This window comes from Hydrogenophaga sp. ANAO-22, from assembly GCF_042466645.1.
Taxonomy (GTDB): domain Bacteria; phylum Pseudomonadota; class Gammaproteobacteria; order Burkholderiales; family Burkholderiaceae_C; genus Hydrogenophaga.
Genome location: NZ_CP159956.1, coordinates 1,761,379 through 1,787,014 on the forward strand (window position 1 = coordinate 1,761,379; position 25,636 = coordinate 1,787,014).

28 protein-coding genes and 1 riboswitch are annotated in these 25,636 nt (G+C 68.7%); all 28 genes read right to left on the reverse strand.

Annotated features, from left to right (window positions below):
• Positions 1-43 precede the first annotated feature (43 nt).
• Positions 44-619, reverse strand: a complete 576-nt coding sequence (locus ABSY19_RS08265) for a preprotein translocase subunit YajC (protein ID WP_382161210.1) — start codon at positions 617-619, stop codon at positions 44-46.
• Entirely contained in the window at positions 616-1,041 is a 426-nt protein-coding gene (locus ABSY19_RS08270) for a hypothetical protein (RefSeq protein ID WP_382161213.1), read from the reverse strand. Before ABSY19_RS08270 ends, ABSY19_RS08265 begins: the two co-directional genes overlap by 4 nt.
• A 63-nt stretch (positions 1,042-1,104) precedes the next feature.
• The gene (locus ABSY19_RS08275) at positions 1,105-1,797 is read right to left on the reverse strand and encodes an MBL fold metallo-hydrolase (protein ID WP_382161216.1); all 693 of its coding nucleotides are present in this window, start codon (positions 1,795-1,797) and stop codon (positions 1,105-1,107) included.
• A gap of 24 nt (positions 1,798-1,821) precedes the next feature.
• A complete protein-coding gene (locus tag ABSY19_RS08280) occupies positions 1,822-2,166 on the reverse strand; it encodes a hypothetical protein (RefSeq protein WP_382161219.1) in 345 nt (114 codons plus the stop codon).
• 74 nt (positions 2,167-2,240) lie between these two features.
• Positions 2,241-2,699, reverse strand: a complete 459-nt coding sequence (locus ABSY19_RS08285; RefSeq protein WP_382161222.1) for a VOC family protein — start codon at positions 2,697-2,699, stop codon at positions 2,241-2,243.
• An 80-nt stretch (positions 2,700-2,779) separates the two neighbouring features.
• Positions 2,780-3,607, reverse strand: a complete 828-nt coding sequence (locus ABSY19_RS08290) for a helix-turn-helix domain-containing protein (protein ID WP_382161225.1) — start codon at positions 3,605-3,607, stop codon at positions 2,780-2,782.
• A gap of 51 nt (positions 3,608-3,658) precedes the next feature.
• Positions 3,659-4,168 carry a 6,7-dimethyl-8-ribityllumazine synthase gene (locus tag ABSY19_RS08295; RefSeq protein ID WP_382161228.1) on the reverse strand — a complete coding sequence of 170 codons (510 nt, stop codon included), beginning with the start codon at positions 4,166-4,168 and terminating at the stop codon, positions 3,659-3,661.
• A gap of 88 nt (positions 4,169-4,256) precedes the next feature.
• Positions 4,257-4,452: riboswitch (FMN riboswitch) on the reverse strand.
• Between the two features lie 76 nt (positions 4,453-4,528).
• Positions 4,529-5,383 carry a DUF429 domain-containing protein gene (locus ABSY19_RS08300; RefSeq protein ID WP_382161231.1) on the reverse strand — a complete coding sequence of 285 codons (855 nt, stop codon included), beginning with the start codon at positions 5,381-5,383 and terminating at the stop codon, positions 4,529-4,531.
• A gap of 1 nt (position 5,384) precedes the next feature.
• Positions 5,385-6,266 (reverse strand): EamA family transporter, encoded by an 882-nt coding sequence (locus ABSY19_RS08305; RefSeq protein WP_382161234.1) that lies wholly within the window; start codon positions 6,264-6,266, stop codon positions 5,385-5,387.
• A gap of 72 nt (positions 6,267-6,338) precedes the next feature.
• The gene (locus tag ABSY19_RS08310) at positions 6,339-6,764 is read right to left on the reverse strand and encodes a BLUF domain-containing protein (RefSeq protein ID WP_382161236.1); all 426 of its coding nucleotides are present in this window, start codon (positions 6,762-6,764) and stop codon (positions 6,339-6,341) included.
• An 8-nt stretch (positions 6,765-6,772) separates the two neighbouring features.
• Positions 6,773-7,447: a GTP cyclohydrolase I gene (gene folE / locus ABSY19_RS08315; protein ID WP_382161239.1), complete on the reverse strand. Its 675-nt coding sequence runs from the start codon at positions 7,445-7,447 to the stop codon at positions 6,773-6,775.
• A 121-nt stretch (positions 7,448-7,568) separates the two neighbouring features.
• Entirely contained in the window at positions 7,569-9,404 is a 1,836-nt protein-coding gene (locus ABSY19_RS08320; protein WP_382161242.1) for an ATP-dependent DNA ligase, read from the reverse strand.
• Entirely contained in the window at positions 9,401-10,423 is a 1,023-nt protein-coding gene (locus ABSY19_RS08325; protein WP_382161244.1) for a ligase-associated DNA damage response exonuclease, read from the reverse strand. The genes ABSY19_RS08320 and ABSY19_RS08325 overlap by 4 nt, the downstream gene beginning before the upstream one ends.
• Before the next feature lie 10 nt (positions 10,424-10,433).
• The gene (gene clsB / locus ABSY19_RS08330; RefSeq protein WP_382161247.1) at positions 10,434-11,699 is read right to left on the reverse strand and encodes a cardiolipin synthase ClsB; all 1,266 of its coding nucleotides are present in this window, start codon (positions 11,697-11,699) and stop codon (positions 10,434-10,436) included.
• A 41-nt stretch (positions 11,700-11,740) separates the two neighbouring features.
• On the reverse strand, positions 11,741-12,469 hold the full coding sequence (locus ABSY19_RS08335) for an endonuclease/exonuclease/phosphatase family protein (RefSeq protein ID WP_291114956.1): 729 nt from the start codon (positions 12,467-12,469) through the stop codon (positions 11,741-11,743).
• Complete coding sequence (nudB, locus tag ABSY19_RS08340) at positions 12,466-12,921, reverse strand: dihydroneopterin triphosphate diphosphatase (RefSeq protein ID WP_382161250.1); 456 nt, start codon at positions 12,919-12,921, stop codon at positions 12,466-12,468. The genes ABSY19_RS08335 and nudB overlap by 4 nt, the downstream gene beginning before the upstream one ends.
• 17 nt (positions 12,922-12,938) lie before the next feature.
• Complete coding sequence (locus tag ABSY19_RS08345) at positions 12,939-13,244, reverse strand: YqjK family protein (RefSeq protein ID WP_382161252.1); 306 nt, start codon at positions 13,242-13,244, stop codon at positions 12,939-12,941.
• A complete protein-coding gene (locus tag ABSY19_RS08350) occupies positions 13,241-13,627 on the reverse strand; it encodes a phage holin family protein (protein WP_382161255.1) in 387 nt (128 codons plus the stop codon). The genes ABSY19_RS08345 and ABSY19_RS08350 overlap by 4 nt, the downstream gene beginning before the upstream one ends.
• A gap of 17 nt (positions 13,628-13,644) precedes the next feature.
• Positions 13,645-13,965 (reverse strand): YqjD family protein, encoded by a 321-nt coding sequence (locus ABSY19_RS08355; protein WP_382161258.1) that lies wholly within the window; start codon positions 13,963-13,965, stop codon positions 13,645-13,647.
• A 139-nt stretch (positions 13,966-14,104) separates the two neighbouring features.
• Positions 14,105-15,907, reverse strand: a complete 1,803-nt coding sequence (gene aspS / locus ABSY19_RS08360) for an aspartate--tRNA ligase (RefSeq protein WP_382161261.1) — start codon at positions 15,905-15,907, stop codon at positions 14,105-14,107.
• A 48-nt stretch (positions 15,908-15,955) separates the two neighbouring features.
• Complete coding sequence (locus ABSY19_RS08365) at positions 15,956-16,633, reverse strand: DUF502 domain-containing protein (protein WP_382161264.1); 678 nt, start codon at positions 16,631-16,633, stop codon at positions 15,956-15,958.
• Between the two features lie 10 nt (positions 16,634-16,643).
• A complete protein-coding gene (locus tag ABSY19_RS08370) occupies positions 16,644-16,976 on the reverse strand; it encodes an FmdB family zinc ribbon protein (RefSeq protein WP_382161267.1) in 333 nt (110 codons plus the stop codon).
• 151 nt (positions 16,977-17,127) lie between these two features.
• The gene (gene ubiB, locus ABSY19_RS08375) at positions 17,128-18,693 is read right to left on the reverse strand and encodes a ubiquinone biosynthesis regulatory protein kinase UbiB (protein ID WP_382161270.1); all 1,566 of its coding nucleotides are present in this window, start codon (positions 18,691-18,693) and stop codon (positions 17,128-17,130) included.
• Positions 18,690-19,307, reverse strand: a complete 618-nt coding sequence (locus tag ABSY19_RS08380) for a hypothetical protein (RefSeq protein ID WP_382161273.1) — start codon at positions 19,305-19,307, stop codon at positions 18,690-18,692. The genes ubiB and ABSY19_RS08380 overlap by 4 nt, the downstream gene beginning before the upstream one ends.
• 83 nt (positions 19,308-19,390) lie before the next feature.
• Positions 19,391-20,395, reverse strand: coding sequence for a Tim44 domain-containing protein (locus tag ABSY19_RS08385; RefSeq protein WP_382161276.1), 1,005 nt, complete (start codon positions 20,393-20,395; stop codon positions 19,391-19,393).
• A gap of 42 nt (positions 20,396-20,437) precedes the next feature.
• Positions 20,438-21,169 carry a bifunctional demethylmenaquinone methyltransferase/2-methoxy-6-polyprenyl-1,4-benzoquinol methylase UbiE gene (ubiE, locus tag ABSY19_RS08390; protein ID WP_382161278.1) on the reverse strand — a complete coding sequence of 244 codons (732 nt, stop codon included), beginning with the start codon at positions 21,167-21,169 and terminating at the stop codon, positions 20,438-20,440.
• A gap of 17 nt (positions 21,170-21,186) precedes the next feature.
• Positions 21,187-21,600, reverse strand: coding sequence for a gamma-butyrobetaine hydroxylase-like domain-containing protein (locus ABSY19_RS08395; protein ID WP_382161280.1), 414 nt, complete (start codon positions 21,598-21,600; stop codon positions 21,187-21,189).
• 23 nt (positions 21,601-21,623) lie between these two features.
• On the reverse strand, positions 21,624-25,502 hold the full coding sequence (locus tag ABSY19_RS08400) for a DUF3683 domain-containing protein (protein ID WP_382161283.1): 3,879 nt from the start codon (positions 25,500-25,502) through the stop codon (positions 21,624-21,626).
• Positions 25,503-25,636: the final 134 nt, after the last annotated feature.

The following is a 25,636-nucleotide window of genomic DNA, read 5'->3' on the forward strand; positions in this document are numbered from 1 at the left end:
GCCCATGATGCACCAAGTGCGGGCCCGCAGAGCACGCCTCGGCTCAGTTGTGGAGGACTTCCCCGGCGATCAGGCCCGCGCCCAGCCCGCCCGCCGCGGCCCCTCCGCCGCCGCCCCCTCCACCACCTCCCGCGCCGCCTCGCCCCCCGGCACCGCCGCCACCGCCTTCACCATCCCCCCGCCCGCGCGGCGCGGCGCGCCCCGGCCCCGAGGTCGGCAACAGCAGGGTGATCGGAATGGGTTCGAGCCCCAACTGGCGGCGCAGGTCGGACCGCAGGGCTTCCACCAGGGGCTGGAAGTCCGGCGATTCGCCGCGCTTGAGCGCGGTGGCGCAGGCCGCGGCCAATTCGACCTGAGGCAGCGAGCCGAACAGCACGATCTCGGCCAGCGTTTCCTCCATCTGCGTCGCGTGCTCGACCGTGGCCGGCGAGAACGACCCCGCCAGCGCGCGGTACGCCGCCACCAGCGATTTCAGGCGCTCGGTTTCCTGGCGGTTCTCGCGCTGGCGCCGCTGCTGCACCCGCTGCATCACGAGCACGCGGATCACCAGCAGCACGATGGCGACGCCCAGCGAGGCCAGCAGGGTGAGTGGCAGGGCACCCATGTCGGTCAGGTTCACGGTGCCGCCTCGGGCGCGGCCAGGGCTTGCTGCAGGCGCGCGCGCAGGGCTTCGTACTCGGGTCGGTGGCGGGCCTTGAGGCGCCGCAGGCCGGCCTCGACCATCTCCACCTGGGCCGCCGCGTCTTCGGCTTTGATGCGCTCGATTTCGGCCTGGATCTTCTGCAACCGCTGGCGCGCCTCGCGGCCAGCCCGGGTGCGCGGCGGCGTCTGCGCGGCCATGTCGAGCAGCAGTTCGGTGATCAGCCCGAGCTGGCGCCCATAGGTCGCCACCTCGAAGGCCTTGCGCTCGATCACCGGATCGCCCGACGCGGTGTCGATGCCGTCAAAGAACCACTGGGTGCGGGGTTCGATGCGCTGCGCCACATCGCCGCTGAAGGGCAGCTGCAGCTGCGGCGCCCACAGAAAGAGCCAAGGGTACATGGGAGTCCTCCTGAAACACGGAGGACAGCTTACCCGCTCGGGCGCCCCCTGGGGGCGGGCGCGTCAGCGCAGGTCTTTCCACCAGCGCTGGTTCTGGCGCGGGCGGCCCAGCGTCAACACCTCGCCGATCTCCGGCGTGGCCAGGGGCAGGCCTTCCCGCTCGGCGATGTCGGCCACGCGGTCCATGGGGTCGTGCCAGGTGTGGAAACCCAGGTTGAAGGTGCTGTTGTGCACCAGGTACAGCTGCTTCGCCCGCAGGTCCTTGAAGGCCTGCACGGTCTCCTCGGGCGACATGTGGGCGGACGGCCAGTGGCTGTCGTAGGCCCCGTTTTCCAGCGGGGCGATGTCGATGGGGCCCAGGCGCTCGGCAATCGCCTTGAAACCCGCGAAATAACCCGAGTCGCCGCTGAAGAAGATGCGCTCCTGGCCACTCTGGATGAACCACGAGGCCCACAGCGTGCTGTTGCGGTCCCACAGTGTGCGCCCCGAGAAGTGGTGGGCCGGCGTGGCGGTGAGCTGCACGCCCGCGTGGCGGGCGCCCTGCCACCAGTCGAACTCCTGCACGCGCCGGGGGTCCACGCCCATGCCCTGCACGCGCTCGCGCAGCGCCTCGATGGTGGCTTGATCCAGGTGGTCGTAGTGGTCGTGCGAGAGGATCAAGCCATCGACGGGCGGCAACTCGTCCAGCGACAGCGGCGGCGCGTGGAAGCGCTTCGGGCCGAGCCACTGCACCGGAGACGCGCGTTCGCTGAACACCGGATCGATCAGCCAGTAGCGGCCCTACAGCTTGAGCAGGTGCGACGAATGGCCCAGGCGCACGATGTGGTTGGCCGCCGGGTCCAGCGCGTCGAGCGTGGCCCGGTCCAGGCGGCGCACCGCGATCGGGTCCAGCGGGGCGGCGCCCACCGGGGTCTCGAACAGGAAGCGGCTCCAGATTTTCCAGCTGCCTTCGGTGAGGCGGTTGCTCGGGTCGGGCGGATTGCGGAACCGCCCGTCGTCGCCCCGCTGGGCCGAGGCCGGTGGGCGCTCGGCCTCACCGGCGCGAACGGCGGCGCAACCCGCGAACAGGCCGACAGAGGCCAGGATCAGGGAGCAGGAAACGGCCAGGTGCGACAGCAGGTGCATGAAGGGCTTCGGATGGATGAAACCCGTGCATGGTGCCTGCGCGGGCCGGCGTCGAGGCCCGGCCGCGGATGTCCTCAACCCTCGCCGGGATTGCCGGATGCCATCAGCGCCGTGTAGCGGCGCTGCATCTCGTCCGTGGTCACGTCTTCGATGTGGTGGCCGATCAGCCAGCGGTGGCCAAAGGGGTCGCGCACGACGCCGGAGCGTTCGCCGTAGAACGCGTCCTGCGCCTCGCGCTCGAGCGTGGCCCCGACTTTCAGGGCCTGCTCGATCATGCGGTCGGCGTCGTCCACGTGCAGGTGGATGGACACCGGGGTGGCACCGATCGCCGAGGCGGAGCGAATGCCGTATTCCGGGTACTCGTCGCTGAGCATGACGGTCATCGGGCCAAAGGCCATCTCGGCGTGGCCGACGCGGCCGCTGGGCTCGGTGAGGCGGAATTTCTCGGTGGCGCCGAAGGCGTTGCGGTAGAACGCGATGGCGGCCTTCGCGTCGGACACGCAAAGGTAGGCGAACACTTCTTCGATCTTCATGGTTTCACCTCGGTGGACAGGAATGGACAGGGTTCGCATCTTCCCCAGGCACCGCGCGGGCGTATAGAAAAAAATTGACCTCAGCCACCGCCCATCGGCAGGTGGTGGATGTCGGTCCCCATGCGCTGACGGTACGCCAGCGGCGTGACACCGCTGAAGGCCAGGAACTCGCGGTTGAAATGCGACTGGTCGCTGTAGCCGAGGTCCGCCGCCAGCGCCGCCAGGGACAGCGCGGGGTCCGAGCGCAGGACCGGCAGCACGCGCTGGAAACGCAGCACGCGCAGGTAGGTCTTGGGCGCCAGGCCCACGCCCTGGCGGAACAGCTGCAGGAAGCGGCGGTGGCTGAAACCGCTGTCCTTCACGGCGGCCGCCACCGACGCCCCACCCCGGAACTGCGCCAGCGCGCCAGCCACCGCGGGATGCAGGCCCTGCACACGCGGCAGGCGCGCCGCGAGCGCGGCCTCGAACAGGGTCAATCGATCCTGCGGCGAGCGCAGTGCCAGCAACCGCTCGCGCAGCCGATGCGCCTCAGCGCCCCACAGCGCGTCCAGCGGGGTGTGGCGTTCGGCCAGCTCGTCGGCGGTCACGCCACCGAAGAGGCATTCGGCCGCACCGGGGCGCAGCACCGCGCCCACGGAGCAGGACGGCGCGAGCAACTCCCGCAGGTAGAACCTCGAGCGCATCCCGCCCACCAGCGACGGGGCCACCGTCTGCGCGCGGTCGCCGCTGCCGGCATCGGCGATGCGCAGCGGGTGATCGGACAGCCGGATGACGAGGTGCATCGCCCCGCTGGGCAAGGCGTGCTCGCGCCACGGCGTGGCGCAGCGCGCCTCGCCCGGGTCCTCGCTCGCCCACAGCTGCGCCACGAAAGGGCGCAGGGCGGGCGAAGGCAGGCGTTGCAGCGACATGGTGAACGGCGGTTGTACCCCATCGCCACCGCGCGCTCAAGGCGCCGGCCGTCAGGCGGCGGCGGTCGGGCTCAGCAGCGCGTCCAGGCGGCGCAGACCGGCCACGGTCTGCAGGCAGGCCTGCGCGGCCTCGGTGCCCTTGACGGCGAAGTGCCGCAGGAAGTACTTGCGGTGCTCGGCGTGCTCGTGGAAGTGGTGTGGCGTGAGCACGGCCGAGATCATCGGCACGCCGGTGTCGAGCTGCACGTCCATGAGCGCCTGCACCACCGTCTGCGAGACGAAGTCGTGGCGGTAGATGCCCCCATCGACCACCAGCGCGCTGCCGACGACGGCGGCGTAGCGGCCGGAACGGGCCAGGCGCTGGGCATGCAGCGGGATCTCGAAGGCGCCGGGCACGTCGAACACGTCGATGGCGTCAGCGCCGAAGCCGCCTTGCGCCATTTCGGCGAAGAAGGCATCGCGCGCCTGGTGCACGATGTCGGCGTGCCAGGACGCCTCGACGAACGCGAAGCGCAGGCCCGCGGGCAGGTGGAGGTGGCGGGAAGACTCGGTCTGATTCATGGTGTCCTCGGAAAAAGGAGGGGCCAACAAATCAGGGCGCACAAGCGCACGCGCCACCGACGCGCGGGCGCGCACGGGGGTGCCTGGCTCGCGCTCTCTTTCATCCGGACTGTCAAGCGGGTCGGTCAGACCCGCTTCTTACCGTCGGTCCCGGGATCTCACCGGGTCTGCTGACCCCACGCGCCGGACGAACCGGCGCCTGGGCGCTCGCGGCACTCGTGCGGTCGTGTCGCCACGCCGCCATCACCGCCGGTGGGGAGTTTCACCCCGCCCTGAGAACGCTTGTGTCCGGCACGGGGCCGGACCCGACGAATTCTAGGCAGTGCCGAAATCCCGCGCTGTCGCACGGGTACCAACCCGTCAGGCCGTGACGATCCAGCCTTCGAGCGGGTCGAACACCGGCAGGCCCCAACGCGGCAGGCCGGCGCGGTGCTGCTGCTCGGCCCAGGCCGCCTGCAGCAGGCAGAGCACGGCGTCCAGCCGGTCGCCGCTGGCGTCGTCGGCCAGCGCGTCGCGCTGGGCGTGCGTGAGCCGCAGGCGCAGGCCCACGGCCTGCAGCAGCGGGGCCTGGCCGTTCTCCAGCGCGTTGATCAGCGTCTTGCGCGCGATCAGGCGCTCGGGCGTCTGCCTGGCCTTGTCGTCGCTCTTGTACGAGACGGTGCCCAGCACGCTTCGCGCGAGCAGGCCCGGGTAGGCCTCCAGCCCCACGCGGCGGCCGTCGCCCTCGGACAAGCCCGGCAGCGTGACGCCGGCGGCGATCAGGCGCGGCACGCCGGCGTGCAGCATGAAGGCCACCGGCGGGTTGACCCATTTCATGCTCGGGCTGGAACCGGCCGGCCCGTCGGTGGCGCGGTGCGCGAACTTGCCGCCCACCGGCCGCGCATCGCAGAAGGCGGCGAAGGCCTCGCGGATCGCCTCTCGGCTCAGGCCCTCGTAGTGCGCCATGCAGGCCGCCCAGTCGGTCGGCCAGCCCAGGGTGGTGACCAGTTCGCGCGGCAGGCCGAACGGCAGGTCGAAGCCGCCCACCCACCGGCCCGGTGCCGCCAGGCGCTGGCTCCAGGCGTCGAGCGTCTCGAAGTGCTCCACGCCCTCGAGCACCACGCGGCCCCGGTCGGCGCGGCCCACGGCCAGCGTGATGGGTTTGCGCCGGCTCGGTGCGCTGCTGAAGTCGCAGCCCAGCAGCTGGAAGGCTGCCGTGTCGCTCACACTGCCCATTTCAACCCAGGGCCAGCGCGGTCACGCCGGCCGCGATGCACAGGGCGCCGAGGATGCGCGCCGCGCGGTCGCCTTCGCCCAACAGGTGGCCGCCGATCAGCGCCGCGAACAACATGGACACCTCGCGCGCTGGCGCCACATGCGACAGCGGCGCCTCGCGCATGGCGTAGAGCACCAGCACATAGGCGATGGGGCTGACCACGGCCACCAGCAGCGCGTAGCGCCACTGCACATGCCACAGCTGCCGGGCGGTGGGCAGGTCGCGCAGCACGGCGGGCGCGAGAAGGCCCAGGCGCACGAAATTGCCCATGTAGTCGATCAGGATGGGCGACATCAGCAGCACCTTGACCGCGTAACCGTCCACCACCGTGTAGGCCGCGATGAACACGCCCGTGAGCACGCCGTAGACCATGCCCTTGTGCACGCGGCGGCGTGCCACCGGATCGTGCGCGGCGCGCAGCAGGCCGGGGCCACCGGCGATCAGGAACACACCGCCCACCACCCCCGCGATGCCCAGGGCGCCCAGCGCCGAAATGCGCTCGCCCAGAAACACGATGGCCACCAGCGAAGACAGCAGCGGCCCCGAGCCGCGCGCCATCGGGTAGACCACGGTGAGATCCGCCTTGCGGTAGCCGCGCAACAGGATCACGTAGTAGAAGACGTGCAGCACGCCGCTGGCGACCACGAAACCCCATTCGGTCGCGCCCCAGCGCGGCACCTCCTCGCGGCCCAGCCACCAGCCCAGCGGCGCCCAGACCAGCATCATGAGAAAGGCGTTGAAGAAGGCGAAGCGCGCGTCGCCCGCGGCCTTCTTGGCGACGATGTTCCAGCCGGCGTGGATCAGGCCGGCCAGCACGATGAGACAGAACGCGTTCAGCGACATGTGGGTGGTTTCAAACAAGCGAAAGCCGCAGCGCCCAGCGGGCTGGCTGCGGCTTCAGACCCCAGGAGCGGATCAAGCCCGACCAATGATGCTGGCGGTGGCCATCAACTCTTCCAAAAGGGCCAGCGACACCCGGCCCGAGACGGCGTAAGGATCGAACTCGGGGCGTTCGGAGTACTTCAGCACGATGGAGGTGTTGAGCTTGGAGAGGTTGACCTGGCCCATGGTCCAGCCACCGAAGCGGCGCTCGGTGATCTCTTCGTAGTGCAGCAGCACCACCTCGGTGTGGCGCGGGTCGGCCACGATGTGGCTGTAGAGGCCGTTCACCGCGTTGCGGCCGCCCTCGATGGCCTGCAGGAACACGCCGCCGCCGTAGCAGAGCACACCGGTGATGCCGTTGCCCAGGTTGTGCGAGCGCGACGACTCCAGGATGGATTCGATGGCTTTGGCGCAGTCCTTGTCGACAGCGCGGCTGACGTAGAGCAGGCGTACCAGCATGATGGGCCTCAGGATTGACGGGGGATGAGGGCGAGGAATTCGCGGCGCAGGTTGGGGTCCTTGAGGAACACGCCGCGCATGACCGAGTTGATCATCTTGCTGTTCATGTCCTTCACGCCGCGCCAGGCCATGCAGTAGTGGCTGGCTTCCATCACCAGCGCCAGGCCGTCGGGCTGGGTCTTTTCCTGGATCAGGTCGGCCAGCTGCACCACGGCCTCTTCCTGGATCTGCGGGCGGCCCATGATCCACTCGGCCAGGCGCGCGTACTTGGACAGGCCGATCACGTTGGTGTGCTCGTTGGGCATCACGCCGATCCAGATCTTGCCGATGACCGGGCAGAAGTGGTGGCTGCAGGCGCTGCGCACGGTGATCGGGCCGACGATCATCAGCTCGTTGAGGTGCTCGGCGTTGGGGAACTCGGTGATGCTCGGGGCCTTCACGTAACGGCCGTTGAACACTTCCTTGAGGTACATCTTGGCCACGCGGCGCGCGGTGTCGCCGGTGTTGTGGTCGTTCTCGGTGTCGATGACCATGGCATCGAGCACGCCCTGCATCTTCTCGGTCACTTCGTCGAGCAGCTTCTCCAGCTCGCCGGGCTGGATGAACTCGGCGATGTTGTCGTTGGAGTGGAAACGCTGGCGCGCGGCCTTCACGCGCTCGCGGATCTTGACGGAAACGGGCACGCCGTGGTCGTCGTCAGGGGGGCTGCGGGGGTCATGTCGGATGCGGTTTTCGTCAGCATTGGGGCATGCTAACACCGGACCTCCCGGGGGTACCCGGCCTGGGGGCATTGGGCGCCGGGCCTCAGCCGGCCTTGCAGGCCAGCAGTTGCTCGAGGTCCTGCAGGGTGTTGGCCTCGTGCAGCGGCTTGTCGTCGCGGATGCGCTGCATGCGCGGAAAGCGCAGCGCCACGCCGCTCTTGTGGCGCGCACTGCGTGCGATGCCCTCGAACGCCAGCTCGAACACCAGCGTGGGCCGCACGCTGCGCACCGGGCCGAACTTCTCCAGCGTGTTCTGGCGGATCACCGCATCGACCGCCTTGAACTCCTCGTCGGTCAGGCCCGAATAGGCCTTGGTGAAGGCCACCAGCTGCAGGCCATCGGGATCTGCCGGGCGGCGCTGCGCGATCGCCTCGACCACCGCCTGCGCCTCGGCGGCGTCCACCGGGGGACGGTTCCACACCGCGAAGGTGTAGTCGGTGTAGACCGAGGCGCGGCGGCCGTGGCCGGCCTGGGCGTAGATCAGCACGCCATCGATCGTCAGCGGATCGATCTTCCATTTCCACCACGCCAGCAGACCCGGGCCATCGCCGCGTTTCTGCCGGCCGGTGCCGTAGGCGCTGTCGCGGTGCTTGAGCATCAGGCCTTCCACGTCGAGCGTCCGCGCCTGCGCGCGCCAGCGGGCCAGCGTGGCCCAGTCCCCGCCCGGGACCCGGGGCGAGAGCCACAGGCGCGGGCCGGGCGTGGCGTCGAGCGTGGCGGCCAGGGCCTCCAGGCGCAGGCGGCGTTCGTGCTGCGGCACCTGGCGCAGGTCATCGTGGCCGGCCTCGAGCAGGTCGTAGGCCATGAAGCCGACCGGCGCCTCGGCCAGCACCTTGGGGCCCAGGGTCTTGCGGCCGATGCGCTGCTGCAGCAGGGCGAAGGGTGCGGGGCCGCCCGGTCTTTCGCTGCCGGGCAGCCGGGGCGTGGCCGGGTCGCCGTCGTCCCACACCAGGATTTCGCCGTCCAGCACGGTGCCGTCCGGCCAGCGCTGCGCGAGCGCCTGCAGCTCGGGGAAGCGCTCGCTCATCAGTTCCTCACCGCGCGACCACACCCACACCTGCCCGGCGCGTTTGACGATCTGGCCCCGGATGCCGTCGAACTTCCACTCGGCCAGCCAGTCGCTCGCGGGGCCCAGGCGGGCCTCCATGGTCTGGGCCGTGCCCGCGCTCGCGATCTCCATGGCCAGGAGATCGCCGTCCGCCTCCGCGCTCAACGGACTCGCCAGGAAGAACGGATAGGGCTGGCTCGGGTCGCGGCCGCCCCGCGCCTCGCCTGCCGGCTCGGCCGGCGCCACCAGCGCGCGGTACAGCGCGGGCGTGGGCGAGCGTTTGCTGTCGGTGAAGCCCATCATGCGCGCGGCCACCAGCTTGGCGTCCAGCCCGGCGTGCGCGGCGATCGCGCGCTGCACCAGCAGCTTGCTCACGCCGACGCGAAAGCCTCCACCCACCAGCTTGACGAGCAGGAAACGCCCCGCGGCATCGAGCTCGCGCCACCAGGCGCCCAGGGCCATGGCCACGGCCTCGTCCCCTTGCCCGCGCAGGGGCAGCAGCCGCTCTTCCATCCACTCGCTCAACCGGGTCTGCATGCCTTCGGCCTGTGGCGGCAGGGGCAACACCAGCGCGATGGTCTCGGCCAGATCGCCCACCGCCTGGTAGCTGGCCTCGAACAACCACTCCGGCAGGCCCGAGGCGGCGATCGCCTGCGCGCGCAATTGCGCCGTCTTGATGAGCTGGCGCGGCTTCCCGCCGGCCAGGAAGTACACCGCCCAGGCCGCGTCGGCGTCGTCCACCTCGGCCAGGTAACGGCGCAACGCGGCGACCTTGGCGTTGGTCGCGGTGGTCGCGTCCAACTCGTCGAACAGGGCCGCGAAGCGTTTCATGCGCCGGCGGCCTCGGTCTCGTCGCCGTACTCGGTGTCGAAGCTCTCGGCCTGCAGGCCCTGCTCCTGCAGGTAACGCACCAGCACCGGCACGCTGCCGTGCGTGACGATGACCCGCTCGGCCCCGCTGGCGCCGATGGCGCTGAGCAGGCCGGGCCAGTCGGCGTGGTCGCTGAGCACGAAGCCGCGGTCCAGGCCACCGCGCCGCCGCCAGCCGCGCACCTGCATCCAGCCACTGGCGAAGGCGTCGGAGAAATCGCCGAAGCGCTTGATCCAGGGCGTGCCCAGGGCGGAGCCGGGGCACAGCACCAGCGCGCGGCGGAAGGTGGCGGGGTCGCTCACGTCGCTCACCTGCAGCGTGTCGGGCAGCGCAACGCCGGCGGCGCGGTAGGCGCGGTTCAGCGGTTCGACCGCGCCATGGCACACGATGGGACCGATGGACGCGTCCACCCCGGCCAGGATGCGCTGCGCCTTGCCCAGGCTGTAGCAGGAGAGCACGCTGGCGCGGCCGGTCTCGGCGTTGTCCTGCCACCAGCGGTTGATCTCGCCGAACAGCTCGGCATCGGAGCGCCAGCGGTAGATCGGCAGGCCGAAGGTGGACTCGGTGATGAAGACGTCGCAGCGCACCGGTTCGAAGGGCGCGCAGGTGCGGTCGGGCACGGCGCCGGCCGGCGTGGTGCGGTAGTCGCCGCTGGCCACCCACACGCGCCCCTGGTGCTCCACCCTCACCTGCGCCGAACCCAGCACGTGGCCGGCCGGGTGCAGTGAGATGCGCACGCCGTGGCGCTCCACCGTCTCGCCGTAGGCAAGCCCTTGAAGGTGGATGTCAGCCCCCAGCCGCGCGCGCAGCAGGCCTTCGGACACCGCGGTGGCCAGGTAGTGCGCGTGGCCGGTGCGCGCGTGGTCGGCATGGGCGTGGGTGATGACGGCGCGCTCCACGCGGCGCCAGGGGTCGATGTAGAAGTCGCCCGGCGGGCAGTACAGCCCTTCGGGGCGCTGGACGATCAGGTCGTCGGGCATGTGGCGGGTTCTAGTAGCGGTGGCCCGTCACGAACAAGGTGATCCGCATGACAGCGAAGGCGACGCGGTCGAGCTGCCGCTGCACCCAGGGGCGCCGGTTCAGGGCGCCCGTGTCGAGCAACTGGCCGGTGTGCTGCACCAGACCATCGAGGTAGCTGTGCAGCAGGCCGGAGAAGCGGCGGTCGTTGGTCATCACGTTGGCCTCGCGCGCCAGCAGCATGGACAGCGGATCAAGGTTGGTGGAACCCACGGTGGACCAGCGCCGGTCCACCACCGCCACCTTGGCGTGCAGCGCGCTGGGCGCGTACTCGTGGATCTCGATGCCCGCGTCCACCAGCCGCTGGTACACCGGGCGCGCCGCGCGGTACTGCAGGAAATGCTCGTAGCGCCCCTGCAGCAGCAGGCGCACGCGCACGCCGCGCGCGGCGGCCATCGTGAGCGCGCGGCGCAGCTTGCGCCCGGGAATGAAATAGGCGTTGGCGATCACCACCTCCTGGCGCGCCTCGCCGATGGCTTTGAGGTAGGCGCGCTCGATGTCGTGCCGGTGGGTCACGTTGTCGCGCAGCAGCAGCGTGGCGCGCGCGCCGTCCACCCCCAGCGGCGAAGGCGCGGATTCGCCGTAAGGGCCTTCCACCCTGGCGTCCTCCTGGGCCTCGGCCAGAGCTTCGATCTTCTGCAGCAGGCGGGAGAAATCACCCACCGGGCGCGAGGCCCGCAGCGCGTCCCACGCGGCCTTGAACTCGCGCTGGCGCACGCGCCGCGCGGCCAGGGTGCGCCACCAGAGCTGTTCCATGGTGTCGACCATGTCCTCCACCAGCGGGCCGGCCACGCGCAGCGCGAAGTCCAGCCGGGGCGCGGTCAGGCGGCCGAGCGCCACGTCGTCCTGGTCGTCGATGATGTTGATGCCGCCGCAGAAACCCACCACGCCGTCGACCACGCAGAGCTTGCGGTGCAGGCGACGCCAGTTGCGCGGCACCAGCAGGCCGAGCCGGCCCAGCGGGGCGTAGATGCGCATCACCACGCCGGCCTCGGCGAAACGGCGCTGCCACTCCCGGGGCACCACGGGCGTGCCCACGCCGTCGATGAGCAGGCGCACCACCACGCCGCGCCGCGCCGCGCGCTCCAGGGCCTCGGCCACGCCCAAGGCCGAGCCGGCGAACTCGAAGATGTAGGTCTCCAGGTGCACCACCATGCGCGCCGCGTCCATCGCTTCGACCAGGGCGGGGAAGAACTCCACGCCGCCCTGCAACAACAGCAGCTGATGGCCCCTTCGCATGGGCGCGTGCCGCGCGCTCGCGGAACGAAGGGGTGCCGCGCTCACAGTTCGAGCTCGGCGATCAAGGGCAGGTGGTCCGACATGCGCGACCACACCCGGCCGTGCGGCACGTGGGCCGAGACCGGCCGCAGGCCGCGCGCGAAGATGCGGTCCAGGTGCAGCAGCGGCAGGCGCGACGGGTATGTGGCCAGGCGGATGCCCTCGAAAGTGCGCAGATCCAGGGCCGCCATGGGCCGCAGCAGCTGCGCGCCCCAGTCGTTGAAGTCGCCCGCCACCACCAGCGGCGCGCTCGGCGGCACGGCGGTGGCGATGTATTCGCCCAGGCGCTGCACCTGGCGCTCGCGGCTGGCATGGATCAGCCCCAGGTGCACCACCACCACGTGCACATCGACGCCCTCGACCAGCAGCTGCACGTGCAGCAGGCCGCGCTGCTCGAAACGGTGGTCCGACACGTCGGAGTGCTTGGTGTCGATCACCGGCCAGCGCGAGAGCAGCGCGTTGCCGTGTTCGCCGTGGCGCGTGATCGCGTTGGTCCGGTAAACCGATTCGTAGCCTTCGGGGGAGAGGTAACCCGCCTGATCGAGCTCGGGCCAGCGGGTGAAGTGTTTTTCGAGCTTGCGGTTGTGGCGCCGCACCTCCTGCAGGCACACGATGTCGGCGTCGAACTGCTCCACCGCGTGGGCGATGTTGTGGATCTCCAGCCGGCGCCCTGGCCCGAGGCCTTGCACACCCTTGTGGATGTTGTAGGTCGCGATCCTGACGATGCTCATGGGCAAATCATGCCACCAAGGCGGGGCAGCCAGGCGATCGCTTCGGCGTTGGATGGCGAGAAGCAGCGTTCGGCAGCCTGCGCCCAGGGCAGCCACACCTGGCTGCGGTGTTCGCGTGGGCTCAGCCGCACCGGCACCGCGTGGGGAATGCACAGGCCGAACAGGTGCTCGGTGTTGTGCGTGACGCCCGGCGCGTAGCGGTGCCGCCACTGCGGGTAGATCTCGTACACGTTTTCCAGCCCCCAGTCGCTCAGCACGTGGCCGGGCGCATGGGCATCGAGGCCGGTCTCTTCCTGCACCTCACGCACCGCGGTGGCCTCGAAGCCCTCGGCCTCGGTGTCCTTGGAGCCGGTGACCGATTGCCAGAAACCGGGCGCATCGGCGCGCTCGATCAGCAACACCTCCAGCGCCGGGGTGTGAATCACCACCAGCACCGATTGCGGAATCTTCACGGGACGAACAGGTGGGTTCAGCGCCGTCGGGACGGCGATTTCACGCCGACCCCGCGAAGGCCCTGCACGAACTTCCAGGCCGACCACAGCCGCATGCCGAAGCTGGCCGCACGGCGCGGGCGCCACACGGCCAGCAGCAGGCTGCCGGCGGTGGCGATCAAGGGGTTGCCGCGCAACCACAGCAGGGCGTCCTGCAGGCGGTCCACCCAGGTCAGCGCGGGCTGCACCGCCTGCAACTCGGTGGTGATCTGCCGGCGAAGCTGCTGCGAGCGCAGCACCAGCCGCTCCCGCCGCATCGCCAGCACGACCGCACGCGGGTTCAAGCGTCCTCCTTGGCGGCGCGCAGACCCTCACGGTCCTGCCGGAGTTCTTCGACGCTGGCCGAGAACAGGTAGGTGCCGGATCGCACGCGCTCCCGCGCCAGCCAGGCGGCCACGCCGCCGGTGACGAGGAACAGCCCGGTGAAGATGCCCAGCGCCAACAGGCGGTGGGTGTCCCAAAGGGCCACGGTGATCAGCAGCGCCAGCAGCACCACGCCCAGGCTGAGAAAGGCCACGGCCACGGCGCCATAGACCAGCAGCGCGCCGACACGCAGCACCTCTTCCTGGGCTTCGATGCTGAACAGCTCCAGCCGGATCTGCACCAGTTCCAGGACCGTGGAGGCCAGTCCCCGGAGAGACGACGAAAAACGCTGCGGCGTGGCCATGGCGCGGGCGGCCCCGATCAGCGGCGGCTGATGAGCAGGCCGACCAGCAGGCCCACACCGGCGGCGGCGCCGATCGCGGACCAGGGGTTTTCGTGCACGTAGTCGTCGGTGGCGCGGGCCATCTCCAACGTCTTTTCCTTGATGGCCTCCTCGGCATCCGCCAACTTGTGGCGAGCCTCGCGCAGGTTCTCGTTGATGCGGTCGCGCAGTTCCACCACCTTGCCTTCGGTCTGGTGGGCCGTGGCCTGCATCAGTTCTTCGGCGTCGGTGATCACGCGCTGGAGGTCGGCCACGAGCTTGTCCTTCCCATCGAGGGCGGTCGTACGAATCTTGGGCATGAGGGACTCCTTTTCAAAAGGCCATGTTACCCCGAAGGAATGGCGATGTTTGAAGGCAGATCACTGCAATCAGCGCATTGATACAAGAAAAAGGGGCGCACTCGGCGCCCCTTTCGGAGGTGTCCTACAGACAGGCTCGTCAGGCGGATTTCGCCAGGTCCACGTTGCGCAGACGGATGTGCAGCTCGCGCAGTTGCTTCTCGTCCACCGGGCTGGGGGCCTGGGTCAGCAGGCACTGGGCGCGCTGGGTCTTGGGGAAGGCGATCACGTCGCGGATGGACTCGGCACCGGTCATGAGGGTGACGATGCGGTCCAGACCGAAGGCCAGGCCGCCGTGGGGCGGCGCGCCGTACTGCAGCGCGTCCAGCAGGAAGCCGAACTTGAGCTGGGCTTCCTCGGGCGTGATCTTGAGCGCGTCGAACACCTTCTGCTGCACGGCCGCGGTGTGGATGCGGACGGAACCGCCGCCGATCTCCCAGCCGTTGAGCACCATGTCGTAGCCCTTGGCGATGCACTTCTCGGGCGCGGTCACCATCCAGTCCTCGTGGCCATCCTTCGGCGCGGTGAAGGGGTGGTGCACCGCGGTCCAGCGGTCGGCTTCCTCGTCGTGCTCGAACATCGGGAAGTCCACCACCCACATGGGTGCCCAGCGGTCTTCGAACAGGCCGTTCTTCTTGCCCAGTTCGCTGTGACCGATCTTCAGGCGCAGCGCGCCGATGGCGTCGTTGACCACCTTGGCCTTGTCGGCGCCGAAGAAGATGATGTCGCCGTTCTGCGCGCCGGTGCGCGAGAGGATGTCGGCCACGGCCTTGTCGTGCAGGTTCTTCACGATCGGGCTCTGCAGGCCATCGCGGCCCTGGGCGGCGTCGTTGACCTTGATCCAGGCCAGGCCCTTGGCGCCGTAGATCTTCACGAACTCGGTGTAGGCGTCGATCTCGCTGCGACTCATGTCGGCGCCGCCGCGCACGCACAGGGCGACGACGCGACCACCCTTCATGGTGGCGGGTGCCGAGAAGACCTTGAAGTCCACGTCGCCCATCACGTCGGTGAGTTCGGTGAACTCCAGCTTCACGCGCAGGTCGGGCTTGTCGGAGCCGAAGCGATGCATGGCTTCGCTGTAGGCCATGATGGGGAACTCGCCCAGGTCCACGCCCAGCGTGTTCTGGAACACCGTCTTGATCATGCCCTGGAACATGTCACGGATGTCTTCCTCGGTCAGGAACGAGGTTTCGATATCGATCTGGGTGAACTCGGGCTGGCGGTCGGCACGCAGGTCTTCGTCGCGGAAGCACTTGGTGATCTGGTAGTAGCGGTCGAAGCCGGCCACCATCAGCAGCTGCTTGAACAGCTGGGGCGATTGCGGCAGCGCGAAGAAGTGGCCGTCGTGCACGCGGCTGGGCACGAGGTAGTCGCGCGCGCCTTCGGGCGTGCTCTTGGTCAGCATCGGGGTTTCGATGTCGATGAAGCCGTTGGCGTCGAGGAACTTGCGCACTTCCATGGCCACGCGGTAGCGCAGCATCAGGTTGTTCTGCATGTAGGGGCGGCGCAGGTCGAGCACGCGGTGCGTGAGGCGCGTGGTCTCCGACAGGTTCTCGTCGTCGAGCTGGAACGGCGGCGTCACCGAGGCGTTGAGCACCTTCAGTTCGTGGCACAGCACCTCGATCTGGCCGCTCTTGAGCTTGTCGTTGGTGGTGCCCGCGGGGCGCGCGCGCACCACGCCGGTGACCTGCACGCAGAACTCGTTGCGCACGTCCTCGGCGGTCTTGAACATTTCGGCGCGATCGGGGTCGCAGACCACCTGCACATAGCCTTCGCGGTCACGCAGGTCGATGAAGATCACGCCACCGTGGTCGCGGCGGCGGTTGACCCAGCCGCACAGCTGAACGGTTTGGCCCAGTTGGGCTTCGGTCACCAGACCGCAATAGTGGGTACGCATCGCCATTTCGACTCTTCTTTCAACAGGTTCGCGGACAGGCCCGCGGGAGAACATTCAGGAGGCTTCGGTGATGGCGCCATCGGCGGCCACCTTGAAGTGCGGGTTCTTCGGCCCGCCGGGCACGATCACACCCATGGAGACGACGTAGGTGAGCGCTTCGTCCACGCTCATCTGCAGCTCCACGCAGGCGCTTTTGCGCACCATCACGAAGTAGCCACCGGTGGGGTTGGGCGTGGTGGGCACGTACACGCTGAAGAACTCATCGTGCTCGGCGCCGCCGGGCATGGACTGGAGGTGGGTCAGGACGTCGCCCGCGGGGGAGCCGGTGAGGAAGGCGATGGTCCACATGCCTTCGTGCGGCCATTGCACCAGCATGGCCTTGCGAAAGGCATTGCCCTTTTCGGAGAACAGCGTGTCGGAGACCTGCTTGACGCCCGAATAGATGGAGCGCACCACCGGGATGCGGTGCAGCATGGCGTGCCACCAGCTCACCAGCTTGTTGCCGATGATGTTGGAAGCCAGCGCGCCGATGGACAGCACGACGACCAGGGCGAACAGCACGCCCAGGCCCGGGATGTGCACCCCCAGCAGCTGATCGGGCTGCCAGCTCGTGGGCAGGATGCGCAAGGTCTGGTCGAGCGTGCTCACCACCCACTCCAGCACCCAGAGGGTGATGATCAGGGGCACCAGGACCAGCAGGCCCGAGAGCAGCCATTTGCGCAAGGAAGGCATCAGGACAGGCTCAGGTGGAGGACGCGGGCGGGCTGGCGGGCGCCGTTGCCGGCGCGGGCGCGGCGGCCGGCGCCGGGGCGGCGGAGGCATCGGCCTTGGCCGGCGCGGGGGCCGCGGCGTCGCCGGCCGTGGCGGGCGCGGTCGTGGTGGCAGGCTTGTTGCCTTCGCGGAAGTCGGTCACGTACCAACCCGAGCCCTTGAGCTGGAAACCGGCCGCCGTCAGTTGCTTCTTGAAGCTGGCCTGGCCGCAGGCCGGGCAGACAGTGAGCGGATCGTCGGAGATTTTCTGCAGCACGTCCTTGGCATGGCCGCAGGACTCGCACTTGTAGGCATAGATAGGCATGGCGTGGACCGGAATGAGGGCTGGAGCGCCTCGGGGAATCGGACCCCGGAGGGCGCCGGACGTTCCCGTGCGGGACGTGGAACAAAACCTGTCATTATAAATTGAGGGTGTGTCCCGCGTGCGCCGGGCGTCGGCGCCCGGCGGCCCCCACCTACCAGAGCCGGACCCGCACCAGCACCTGCATGACGATCAGGCCCAGCACGAAGCCAACACCACCGTAGATGATGCTCTGCAGCAGGCGGTTGGTGCGGCGCTGCTCGGCCACCAGGGTGTCGAGTTCGCGCCGCAGTTCGTGTGGCTTGTGCTGCAGGTAGTCGTGCAGCAGGCGCGGCAGGGCCGGCAGCAGCTTGGCGTACTGCGGCGCCTCGGCCTTGAGTTGCTGCAGCAGCTTCTGCGGGCCGACCTGCTCCACCATCCATTTCTCCAGGAACGGCTTGGCCGTGCTCCAGAGGTCGAGTTCGGGGTCGAGCTGGCGCCCGAGGCCCTCGATGTTGAGCAGGGTTTTCTGCAGCAGCACGAGCTGGGGCTGGATTTCCACGTGGAAGCGGCGCGAGGTCTGAAACAGCCGCATCAGCACCATGCCGAGCGAGATTTCCTTCAGCGGACGGTCGAAATAGGGTTCGCACACCGCGCGGATGGCCGATTCGAGCTCGTCCACCCGCGTTTCGGCGGGCACCCAGCCCGATTCGATGTGCAGCTCGGCCACGCGCTTGTAGTCGCGCCGGAAGAAGGCGGTGAAGTTCTGCGCCAGGTATTCCTTGTCGAACTCGGTGAGCGTGCCCACGATGCCGAAATCGAGCGAGATGTAGCGCCCGAAGGTGGCCGGGGCGGTGCTGACCTGGATGTTGCCCGGGTGCATGTCGGCGTGGAAGAAGCCGTCGCGGAACACCTGGGTGAAGAAGATGGTGACACCGTCGCGCGCGAGCTTGGGAATGTCCACGCCCAGGGCCCGCAGCTCCTCGACCCGGTTGATGGGGGTGCCGTGCATGCGCTCCATCACCATCACCTCGGTGTGGCAGTAGTCCCAGAGCATTTCCGGGATCAGCACCAGGTCCAGCCCCTGCATGTTGCGGCGCAGCTGGGCTGCGTTGGCGGCTTCGCGCAGCAGATCCAGCTCGTCGTGCAGGTATTTGTCGAACTCGGCGACCACCTCGCGCGGCTTGAGGCGCTTGCCGTCGGCCGACAGCCGCTCGACCCAGCCGGCCATCATGCGCATGAGGCTGAGGTCCTTGTCGATCACCGGGCGCATGTTCGGACGCAGCACCTTCACCGCGACCTCCCGCCCACCGTGGCGGCCGTCCAGCAGGGTGGCGAAATGCACCTGCGCCACGGAGGCGCTGGCCACCGGCACCTGTTCAAAGTGCGAGAAGACCGAGGAGAGGGGCTTGCCGAAGGCGCGCTCGATGCTGGCGACCGCAACTTCGCTGGGAAACGGCGGCACCCGGTCCTGCAGGCGCGCGAGTTCGTCGGCGATGTCGGGCGGCAGCAGGTCGCGCCGCGTCGACAGCACCTGGCCGAACTTCACGAAGATCGGGCCCAGGCGCTCCAGGGCCTCGCGCAGGCGGGCGCCGCGCGGCGCGTCCAGGTTGCGGCCGATGGAGACGATGCGGGTGAGCAGGCGGATGGCCGGGCGCTCGAAGCTGGAGAGCACCAGCTCGTCCAGGCCGTAGCGCAACACCACCCAGACGATGAAGGCGCCGCGGAAGAGCCGGCTCATGCCGCGGTTCCGTCGGCGCGCGGAGGCACCGACGCATCGCCACCGGCGGCCGCGCGCGGCGCACGGCCGGCTGGCAGGCGCTCCACGAAGGCCTTGACGGCCTGGGCCGCCGACTGGGCGAAGCGCGCCAGCGTGTGGGCGGTGGCGTCACCGACGATGCGGGAGAGGTCTTCCTCCACGTCCCAGCGCACGTTGTCCACCAACCAGGCCACCTCGGCGGCGAGTTGCACGTCGCCCTGGATGTCCACGCCCGGTTTCTGACCGGCCAGCACGCTCTGGGCCAACGCCAACGGCGAGCGCTGGGTGAGCGTGACACTCAATTCGGGCGTCGCATCGGGCGCACAGCGCTCCAGCAGGCCGGCGGCGCTGGGTGCGAGCGTGAGGTGGAAATCGCCCCACTGGATGCGCACGGGCTTGCCCTTCTGGCGGCGCAGGCGGTCCTGGGCCGCTTTTTCCTGCATCAGCACGTGGTTGAGGAACAGCACCACGCGGTTCTGCAATTCGTCCACCACCCATTCGGGCGGGCGGATCGCGCCGAGCAGCGATTGCAGGAAGTTCAAGGGGGCGGCGGCCGCACCGGCCCCGGAAGAAGAATCGGGTGGTTCATTTTTCATGACCACCCGATTTTGACGGATAAAGCGCGAGGCACAGCGTCAGCGTGCATCAGCCGGGCTGGCGAGGCAGCCCCTGCGACGTGTCACTGCAGCGCTTGCACGCCCGCCACCAGCCAGCCACCCGGGCCGTTCTTCGGGCGGGTGATGTTCCAGACTTCGCGGAACGGGTTGGGACCGGCGGACGCTTCCTCGCGGATGAGACCGGAGAATTCGACACTGGCCATGTACTCGCCCTGCAGTTCCTCGATGCCGAGCAACTGCGCGTCCAGCATGACGACCTCGGTCTTGTTGGCGCCACTCCGGGCCTGCTCGCGCTCGGCCAGCTGGCCGCGGATCTGCTGGAGCATGTCGTCGGTCATCATCGCGCGCAGCGCGGGGATGTCGGAACGGTCCCAGGCATCCTGCAGGCTCACGAAGTTGGCTTTGGAGGCCTTGAGGAAGCCCTCGGCATCAAAACCGGCGGGTACGCCCCAGCTCTGGCTGCCGCCGAGCGCCGAACCGATCATGGAACCGCCGACGGGGCGGTGGGAATGGTCCAGCGCGGCCGGGCCGCTGCGCTCCCAGGGCCGGGCGGAGGCGTCGTTGCCGACGTTCTGCGGGCTGTAGCTGCGCGGCGTGGCCGGGTCGTACTGCGACTGGCCGGCCGGGCCGGCGCCCTGGTAGGCCATGCCACCCGGAGCAGCCGCCGCAGGCGCGCGGCGGCGCATCACCATGCCGATCACCGCCATGACCACCATCGCCAGCAGGGCGAACAGCAGGATCTGGCCAAAGGCTTCGCCCAGGCCCAGGGAAGAGGCCAGCCAGGCCAGGCCCAGACCGGCGGCCAGGCCTCCGAGCATGGCGCCCCAGGGGCGCTTGGGCGCTGCCGCGGCGGCGGCCGGATTGGCGGTGGCCGGACGGGCCGCCGCCGCGTTCTGGGCAGGCGCCTGCTGCGGCGCGGCCTGCTGGGACGGCGGCGCGCTGCTGCGCTGCGTCACGTTGCCCGACTGCTTGCCGAACGACGCGCCACCGCCCATGCGCTTGGCCCACACATCCTGGGTGCCCAGCGCCATCGCGAACACCAGCAACACCGACCACAACTTGTTCATGCTTTTGCCTCCTTCAAACAACAGAAAACCTGAAAAACCCATTCAACACTTGATGCCCATGTGCAACGCCACCACCCCGGCGCTGAGGTTGTGCACGTCCACATGGCCGAATCCGGCCGTGCGCATCATCTGCCGCAACTCTTCCTGCCCCGGGTGCATGCGGATGGACTCCGCGAGGTAGCGGTAGCTGCTCTCGTCGTTGGCCACCAGCTTGCCCAACTTGGGCAGCACATTGAACGAATACCAGTCATAAGCCTTCTCGAGCGGTTTCGCCACCCGGGAAAACTCCAGCACCAGCAATTTGCCCCCCGGCTTGAGGGTCCGATGCATTTCGGCCAGTGCAAGTTCCTTGTGCGTCATGTTGCGCAGGCCGAAAGCCACCGAAACAAAATCGAACGACTCGCTGGCGAACGGCAGTTTCTCGGCGTCGCACACCATGGTGGGCAGCACCACGCCCAGGTCCAGCAGGCGCGAGCGGCCCTCGCGCAGCATGGCTTCGTTGATGTCGGTGTGCACCACGCGGCCGGAGGGGCCCACCTTGCGGGCAAACGCCAGCGAGAGGTCGCCGGTGCCACCGGCGATGTCGAGCACCTGCTGGCCCGGCTGCGGGTTGGCCACGGTGATGGTGTAGCGCTTCCAGAGGCGGTGCAGCCCGGCCGACATGAGGTCGTTCATCACGTCGTACTTGGGCGCGACCGAGTCGAACACGCTGCGCACGCGCTGCGCCTTCTCGCCTTCGTCGACGGTCTTGAAACCGAAATGGGTGGAGGCCATGGTGGAATTTCCTCGCTTCAGTGGCTGCCGCAGGCGTGGCCGCCCTTGTCCGGCATGGGGGCGTCGCGCTCCACGCCGGCGGCCTGCAGACGTTCCAGGTACTCGGCCCACAGGTCGGCCTGCTTCGAACCCAGAAAATACAGGTAGTCCCAGGAGAAGATGCCCGAGCTGTGGCCGTCGGAGAAGGTGGGCTGCACCGCGTAGTTGCCGACCGGCTCCAGCGCCACGACGCCGACCTCGCGCTTGCCGGTCTGCAGCACCTCCTGGCCCTTGCCATGGCCTTGCACCTCGGCCGAAGGGGAATAGACCCGCATCAGCTCGAACGGGATCTTGAACTCGCTGCCGTCGGAAAAGCCGATTTCCAGCACCCGCGACTGCTGGTGCAGGGTGATCGACTGCGGCGAGGGGGTGTTCTTGTCGAGGCCGGCCATGAAAGTCTCCGTTGTCGGGCGGGTCAGACGAGCACGCGCTCGATGCCGCCTTCGTTGGCCTTGGCCACGTACTCGGGCAGCCATTCTTCGCCCAGGATCTGGCGCGCCATCTCCACCACGATGTAATCGGCTTCCAGCAGGCCGGACTTGAGGTCGTCGCCATAGCGGCTCAGGCCTTGCAGGCAGCTCGGACACGAGGTGAGGATCTTGACGTTGTCGTTCGCGCCCACGGTGCCGGCAGCGCGCAGGGCGGCTTCGCCCTTCTGGATTTCCTCTTCCTTGCGGAAGCGGACCTGGGTGGAAATGTCGGGCCGGGTCACGCCCAACGTGCCCGATTCGCCGCAGCAACGCTTGCTCTCCACCACGTTGTCACCCACCAGCGCCTTGACCGTCTTCATCGGGTCCTGCAGCTTCATCGGCGTGTGGCAGGGGTCGTGGTACAGGTAACCGCCCTGCCCGGCCGGCAAGGTGATGCCCTTTTCCAGCAGGTATTCGTGGATGTCGATGATGCGGCAGCCCGGGAAGATCTGGTCGAACTCGTAACCCTGCAGCTGGTCGTAGCAGGTGCCGCAGCTCACCACCACGGTCTTGATGTCCAGGTAGTTGAGCGTGTTGGCGACCCGGTGGAACAGCACCCGGTTGTCGGTGATCATCTTCTCGGCCTTGTCGAACTGGCCGCTGCCGCGCTGCGGGTACCCACAGCACAGGTAGCCCGGGGGCAACACCGTCTGCACGCCGGCATGCCAGAGCATGGCCTGTGTGGCCAGTCCCACCTGCGAGAACAGCCGCTCCGAACCACAGCCCGGGAAGTAGAACACCGCCTCCGTCTCGGCCGTGGTGGCCGAGGGGTTGCGGATGATGGGCACGTAGTCCTTGTCTTCGATGTCGAGCAAGGCGCGGGCGGTCTTCTTGGGCAGGCCCCCCGGCATCTTCTTGTTGATGAAGTGGATCACCTGCTCCTTGATCGGCGCGGGGCCCAGGGTGGCTGGGGGCGCGCCGGTCTGCTTGCGCGCGAGGCGCTGGAGCAGGTCGTTGGCCAGGCGCTGGGCCTTGAAGCCCGCGCCCACCATGGCGCCGCGCACGAACTTGATGGTCTCGGGGTTGGTCGCGTTCAGGAAGAACATGGCCGCCGCGTTGCCGGGCCGGAAGCTCTTCTGGCCCATCTTGCGCAGCAGGTTGCGCATGTTCATGGTCACGTCGCCGAAGTCGATCTTGACCGGGCAGGGGCTCAGGCACTTGTGGCACACCGTGCAGTGGTCGGCCACGTCCTCGAACTCTTCCCAGTGCTTGATGCTGATGCCGCGGCGGGTCTGCTCTTCGTACAGGAAGGCCTCGACCAGCAGCGAGGTGGCCAGGATCTTGTTGCGTGGCGAATAGAGCAGGTTGGCGCGTGGCACGTGCGTGGCGCACACCGGCTTGCACTTGCCGCAGCGCAGGCAGTCCTTGACGCTGTCGGCGATGGCGCCGATCTCGCTGCGCTGCATGATGATCGATTCGTGCCCCATCAGGCCGAAGCTGGGCGTGTAGGCGTTGGACAGGTCGGCGCTGCGCAGGCTGGCGTCGCCCACCGGACCCTGGCGCAGCAGCTTGCCCTTGTTGAAGCGGCCCTCGGGGTCGACGCGTTGCTTGTAGTCCGCGAAGGGTTGCAGCTCCTCGTCGGTCAGGAATTCCAGCTTGGTGATGCCGATGCCGTGTTCGCCCGAGATCACGCCGTCGAGCTGGCGCGCGAGCACCATGATGCGCGCCACGGCCTCGTGCGCGGTCTGCAGCATTTCGTAGTCGTCGCTGTTGACCGGGATGTTGGTGTGCACGTTGCCGTCGCCCGCGTGCATGTGCAGCGCCACCCACACGCGGCCCTTGAGCACGCGCTGGTGGATGGCGGTGCATTCGGCCAGCAAGGGGCCGAACGCCGCGCCGGTGAAGATGGCCTGCAGCGGCGCGCGGATCTGCGTCTTCCAGCTCGCGCGCAGGCGGTGGTCCTGCAGCTGCGGGAAGAGCGCGTCCACGTCGCTCAGCCAGCCCGCCCAGAGCGCGCGCACTTCGCGCACCAGGGCCAGGGCCTGCTGCACGCGGTCTTCCAGCAGTTCCGCGCTGGGGATGTCGCTGGCGTCGTCGGTCTTGCCCAGCGGCAGGTTGCCCTTGGCGAAGAAGGCTTCGAGCGCGTCGGCCAGCTTGATCTTGTTGCGCAGCGACAGCTCGATGTTGATGCGTTCGATGCCTTCGGTGTACTCGCCCATGCGCGGCAGCGGGATCACCACGTCTTCGTTGATCTTGAAGGCGTTGGTGTGCCGGCTGATGGCCGCCGTGCGCTTGCGGTCCAGCCAGAACTTCTTGCGCGCCTCGGCGCTGATGGCCACGAAGCCCTCGCCGCTGCGCGAATTCGCCATGCGGATCACTTCGCTGGTGGCGCGCGCCACGGCATCGGCGTCGTCGCCCACGATGTCGCCGATCAGAACCATCTTGGGCAGGGTGCCGCGCTTGCTCTTGGTGGCGTAGCCCACGGCCTTGAGGTAACGGTCGTCGAGGTGCTCCAGGCCGGCCAGGATGGCGCCGCCCGGGCGCTTCATCTCGGCGAACATGAAGTCCTTGATGTCCACGATGGACGGCACGCAGTCCTTGGGATTGCCGAAGAATTCCAGGCAGACCGTGCGCACGTGGTCGGGCATGCGGTGCACCACCCAGCGCGCGCTGGTGATCAGGCCATCGCAGCCCTCCTTCTGGATGCCCGGCAGGCCGCTGAGGAACTTGTCGGTCACGTCCTTGCCCAGGCCTTCCTTGCGGAAGGTCTTGCCCGGGATCACCAGCTGCTCGCTGCGAACCGGGGTCTTGCCGTCGGCCTCGAAGTACTGCAGCCCGAAGGTGGCGACCTCGGCGTCGTGGATCTTGCCCAGGTTGTGGTCCAGCCGGGTGACTTCCAGCCACTGGGCCTGCGGCGTGACCATGCGCCACGACACCAGGTTGTCCAGCGCCGTGCCCCACAGCACGGCCTTCTTGCCGCCCGCGTTCATGGCGATGTTGCCGCCGATGCACGAGGCCTCGGCCGAGGTCGGGTCCACCGCGAACACGTGGCCCGCGCGGTCGGCGGCGTCGGACACGCGCTGGGTCACGACGCCGGCTTCGGTCCAGATGGTGGGCAACGGCTTGTCGTGCCCGGGCGCCTTCACCCACTCCACTTCGGTCATGGCCTCGAGCTTCTCGGTGTTGATCACCGCGCTCTTCCAGGTCAGTGGAATCGCGCCGCCCGTGTAGCCGGTGCCACCGCCTCGCGGGATGATGGTCAGGCCGAGCTCGTAGCAGCCCTTGACCAGCAAGGCCATTTCGGCTTCGGTGTCGGGCGTGAGCACCACGAAGGGGTATTCCACGCGCCAGTCGGTCGCGTCGGTCACGTGCGAGACGCGCGACAGGCCATCGAACTTGATGTTGTCCTTGGCCGTCAGCCGGCGCAGCGCCTTGGTGGCGCGCTGGCGCAGCGCGGCCATGTCCTGGAACGAGCGGGAGAACTGATCAACCGCGGCGCGGGCCGCCGTGAGCAACTCGGCCACCAGGCCATCGCGCACCGCGTCGTCCTGTGGCGTGCGGCGTTTCTGCACCTCGGCCAGCCGGTGGTGCAGGGCGTCCACCAGCTGCTGGCGGCGCTTGGGGCTGTCGAGCAGGTCGTCCTGCAGGTAGGGGTTGCGCTGCACCACCCAGATGTCACCCAACACCTCGTACAGCATGCGGGCGGAGCGGCCCGTGCGGCGCTCACCCCTCAGTTCGTCCAGCAGGCCCCAGGCGCGCTCGCCAAGCAGGCGCAGCACAATTTCACGATCCGAGAAGGAGGTGTAGTTGTAGGGAATCTCGCGCAAACGTGGCGCATCGTCGGTGGCGGTGGCGAGCAACGAAAGCGGTGTGGGTGCGTTCATGTGTGTGGCAGTCGCCAGCATGACAGTAAAGAACCCAAGATGGTACCGCAGCGCAACATTCACCCACCCCCCCTGTGGAAACCCCTGTTGTCACACCTGGGAAACGCATGTGCAATCGTTTTGACATATCGGAG

Excerpts from the sequence above, each read along its gene's own strand:
- ABSY19_RS08270 (WP_382161213.1), bottom strand. The coding sequence starts at position 1,041 with ATGTACCCTTGGCTCTTTCTGTGGGCGCCGCAGCTGCAGCTGCCCTTC.
- ABSY19_RS08280 (WP_382161219.1), bottom strand. The coding sequence starts at position 2,166 with ATGCACCTGCTGTCGCACCTGGCCGTTTCCTGCTCCCTGATCCTGGCC.
- ABSY19_RS08285 (WP_382161222.1), bottom strand. The coding sequence starts at position 2,699 with ATGAAGATCGAAGAAGTGTTCGCCTACCTTTGCGTGTCCGACGCGAAG.
- ABSY19_RS08290 (WP_382161225.1), bottom strand. The coding sequence starts at position 3,607 with ATGTCGCTGCAACGCCTGCCTTCGCCCGCCCTGCGCCCTTTCGTGGCG.
- ABSY19_RS08295 (WP_382161228.1), bottom strand. The coding sequence starts at position 4,168 with ATGAATCAGACCGAGTCTTCCCGCCACCTCCACCTGCCCGCGGGCCTG.
- ABSY19_RS08300 (WP_382161231.1), bottom strand. The coding sequence starts at position 5,383 with ATGGGCAGTGTGAGCGACACGGCAGCCTTCCAGCTGCTGGGCTGCGAC.
- ABSY19_RS08305 (WP_382161234.1), bottom strand. The coding sequence starts at position 6,266 with ATGTCGCTGAACGCGTTCTGTCTCATCGTGCTGGCCGGCCTGATCCAC.
- ABSY19_RS08310 (WP_382161236.1), bottom strand. The coding sequence starts at position 6,764 with ATGCTGGTACGCCTGCTCTACGTCAGCCGCGCTGTCGACAAGGACTGC.
- ABSY19_RS08320 (WP_382161242.1), bottom strand. The coding sequence starts at position 9,404 with ATGAAACGCTTCGCGGCCCTGTTCGACGAGTTGGACGCGACCACCGCG.
- ABSY19_RS08325 (WP_382161244.1), bottom strand. The coding sequence starts at position 10,423 with ATGCCCGACGACCTGATCGTCCAGCGCCCCGAAGGGCTGTACTGCCCG.
- clsB (WP_382161247.1), bottom strand. The coding sequence starts at position 11,699 with ATGCGAAGGGGCCATCAGCTGCTGTTGTTGCAGGGCGGCGTGGAGTTC.
- ABSY19_RS08335 (WP_291114956.1), bottom strand. The coding sequence starts at position 12,469 with ATGAGCATCGTCAGGATCGCGACCTACAACATCCACAAGGGTGTGCAA.
- ABSY19_RS08350 (WP_382161255.1), bottom strand. The coding sequence starts at position 13,627 with ATGGCCACGCCGCAGCGTTTTTCGTCGTCTCTCCGGGGACTGGCCTCC.
- ABSY19_RS08355 (WP_382161258.1), bottom strand. The coding sequence starts at position 13,965 with ATGCCCAAGATTCGTACGACCGCCCTCGATGGGAAGGACAAGCTCGTG.
- aspS (WP_382161261.1), bottom strand. The coding sequence starts at position 15,907 with ATGGCGATGCGTACCCACTATTGCGGTCTGGTGACCGAAGCCCAACTG.
- ABSY19_RS08365 (WP_382161264.1), bottom strand. The coding sequence starts at position 16,633 with ATGCCTTCCTTGCGCAAATGGCTGCTCTCGGGCCTGCTGGTCCTGGTG.
- ABSY19_RS08370 (WP_382161267.1), bottom strand. The coding sequence starts at position 16,976 with ATGCCTATCTATGCCTACAAGTGCGAGTCCTGCGGCCATGCCAAGGAC.
- ubiB (WP_382161270.1), bottom strand. The coding sequence starts at position 18,693 with ATGAGCCGGCTCTTCCGCGGCGCCTTCATCGTCTGGGTGGTGTTGCGC.
- ABSY19_RS08380 (WP_382161273.1), bottom strand. The coding sequence starts at position 19,307 with ATGAAAAATGAACCACCCGATTCTTCTTCCGGGGCCGGTGCGGCCGCC.
- ABSY19_RS08385 (WP_382161276.1), bottom strand. The coding sequence starts at position 20,395 with ATGAACAAGTTGTGGTCGGTGTTGCTGGTGTTCGCGATGGCGCTGGGC.
- ubiE (WP_382161278.1), bottom strand. The coding sequence starts at position 21,169 with ATGGCCTCCACCCATTTCGGTTTCAAGACCGTCGACGAAGGCGAGAAG.
- ABSY19_RS08395 (WP_382161280.1), bottom strand. The coding sequence starts at position 21,600 with ATGGCCGGCCTCGACAAGAACACCCCCTCGCCGCAGTCGATCACCCTG.
- ABSY19_RS08400 (WP_382161283.1), bottom strand. The coding sequence starts at position 25,502 with ATGAACGCACCCACACCGCTTTCGTTGCTCGCCACCGCCACCGACGAT.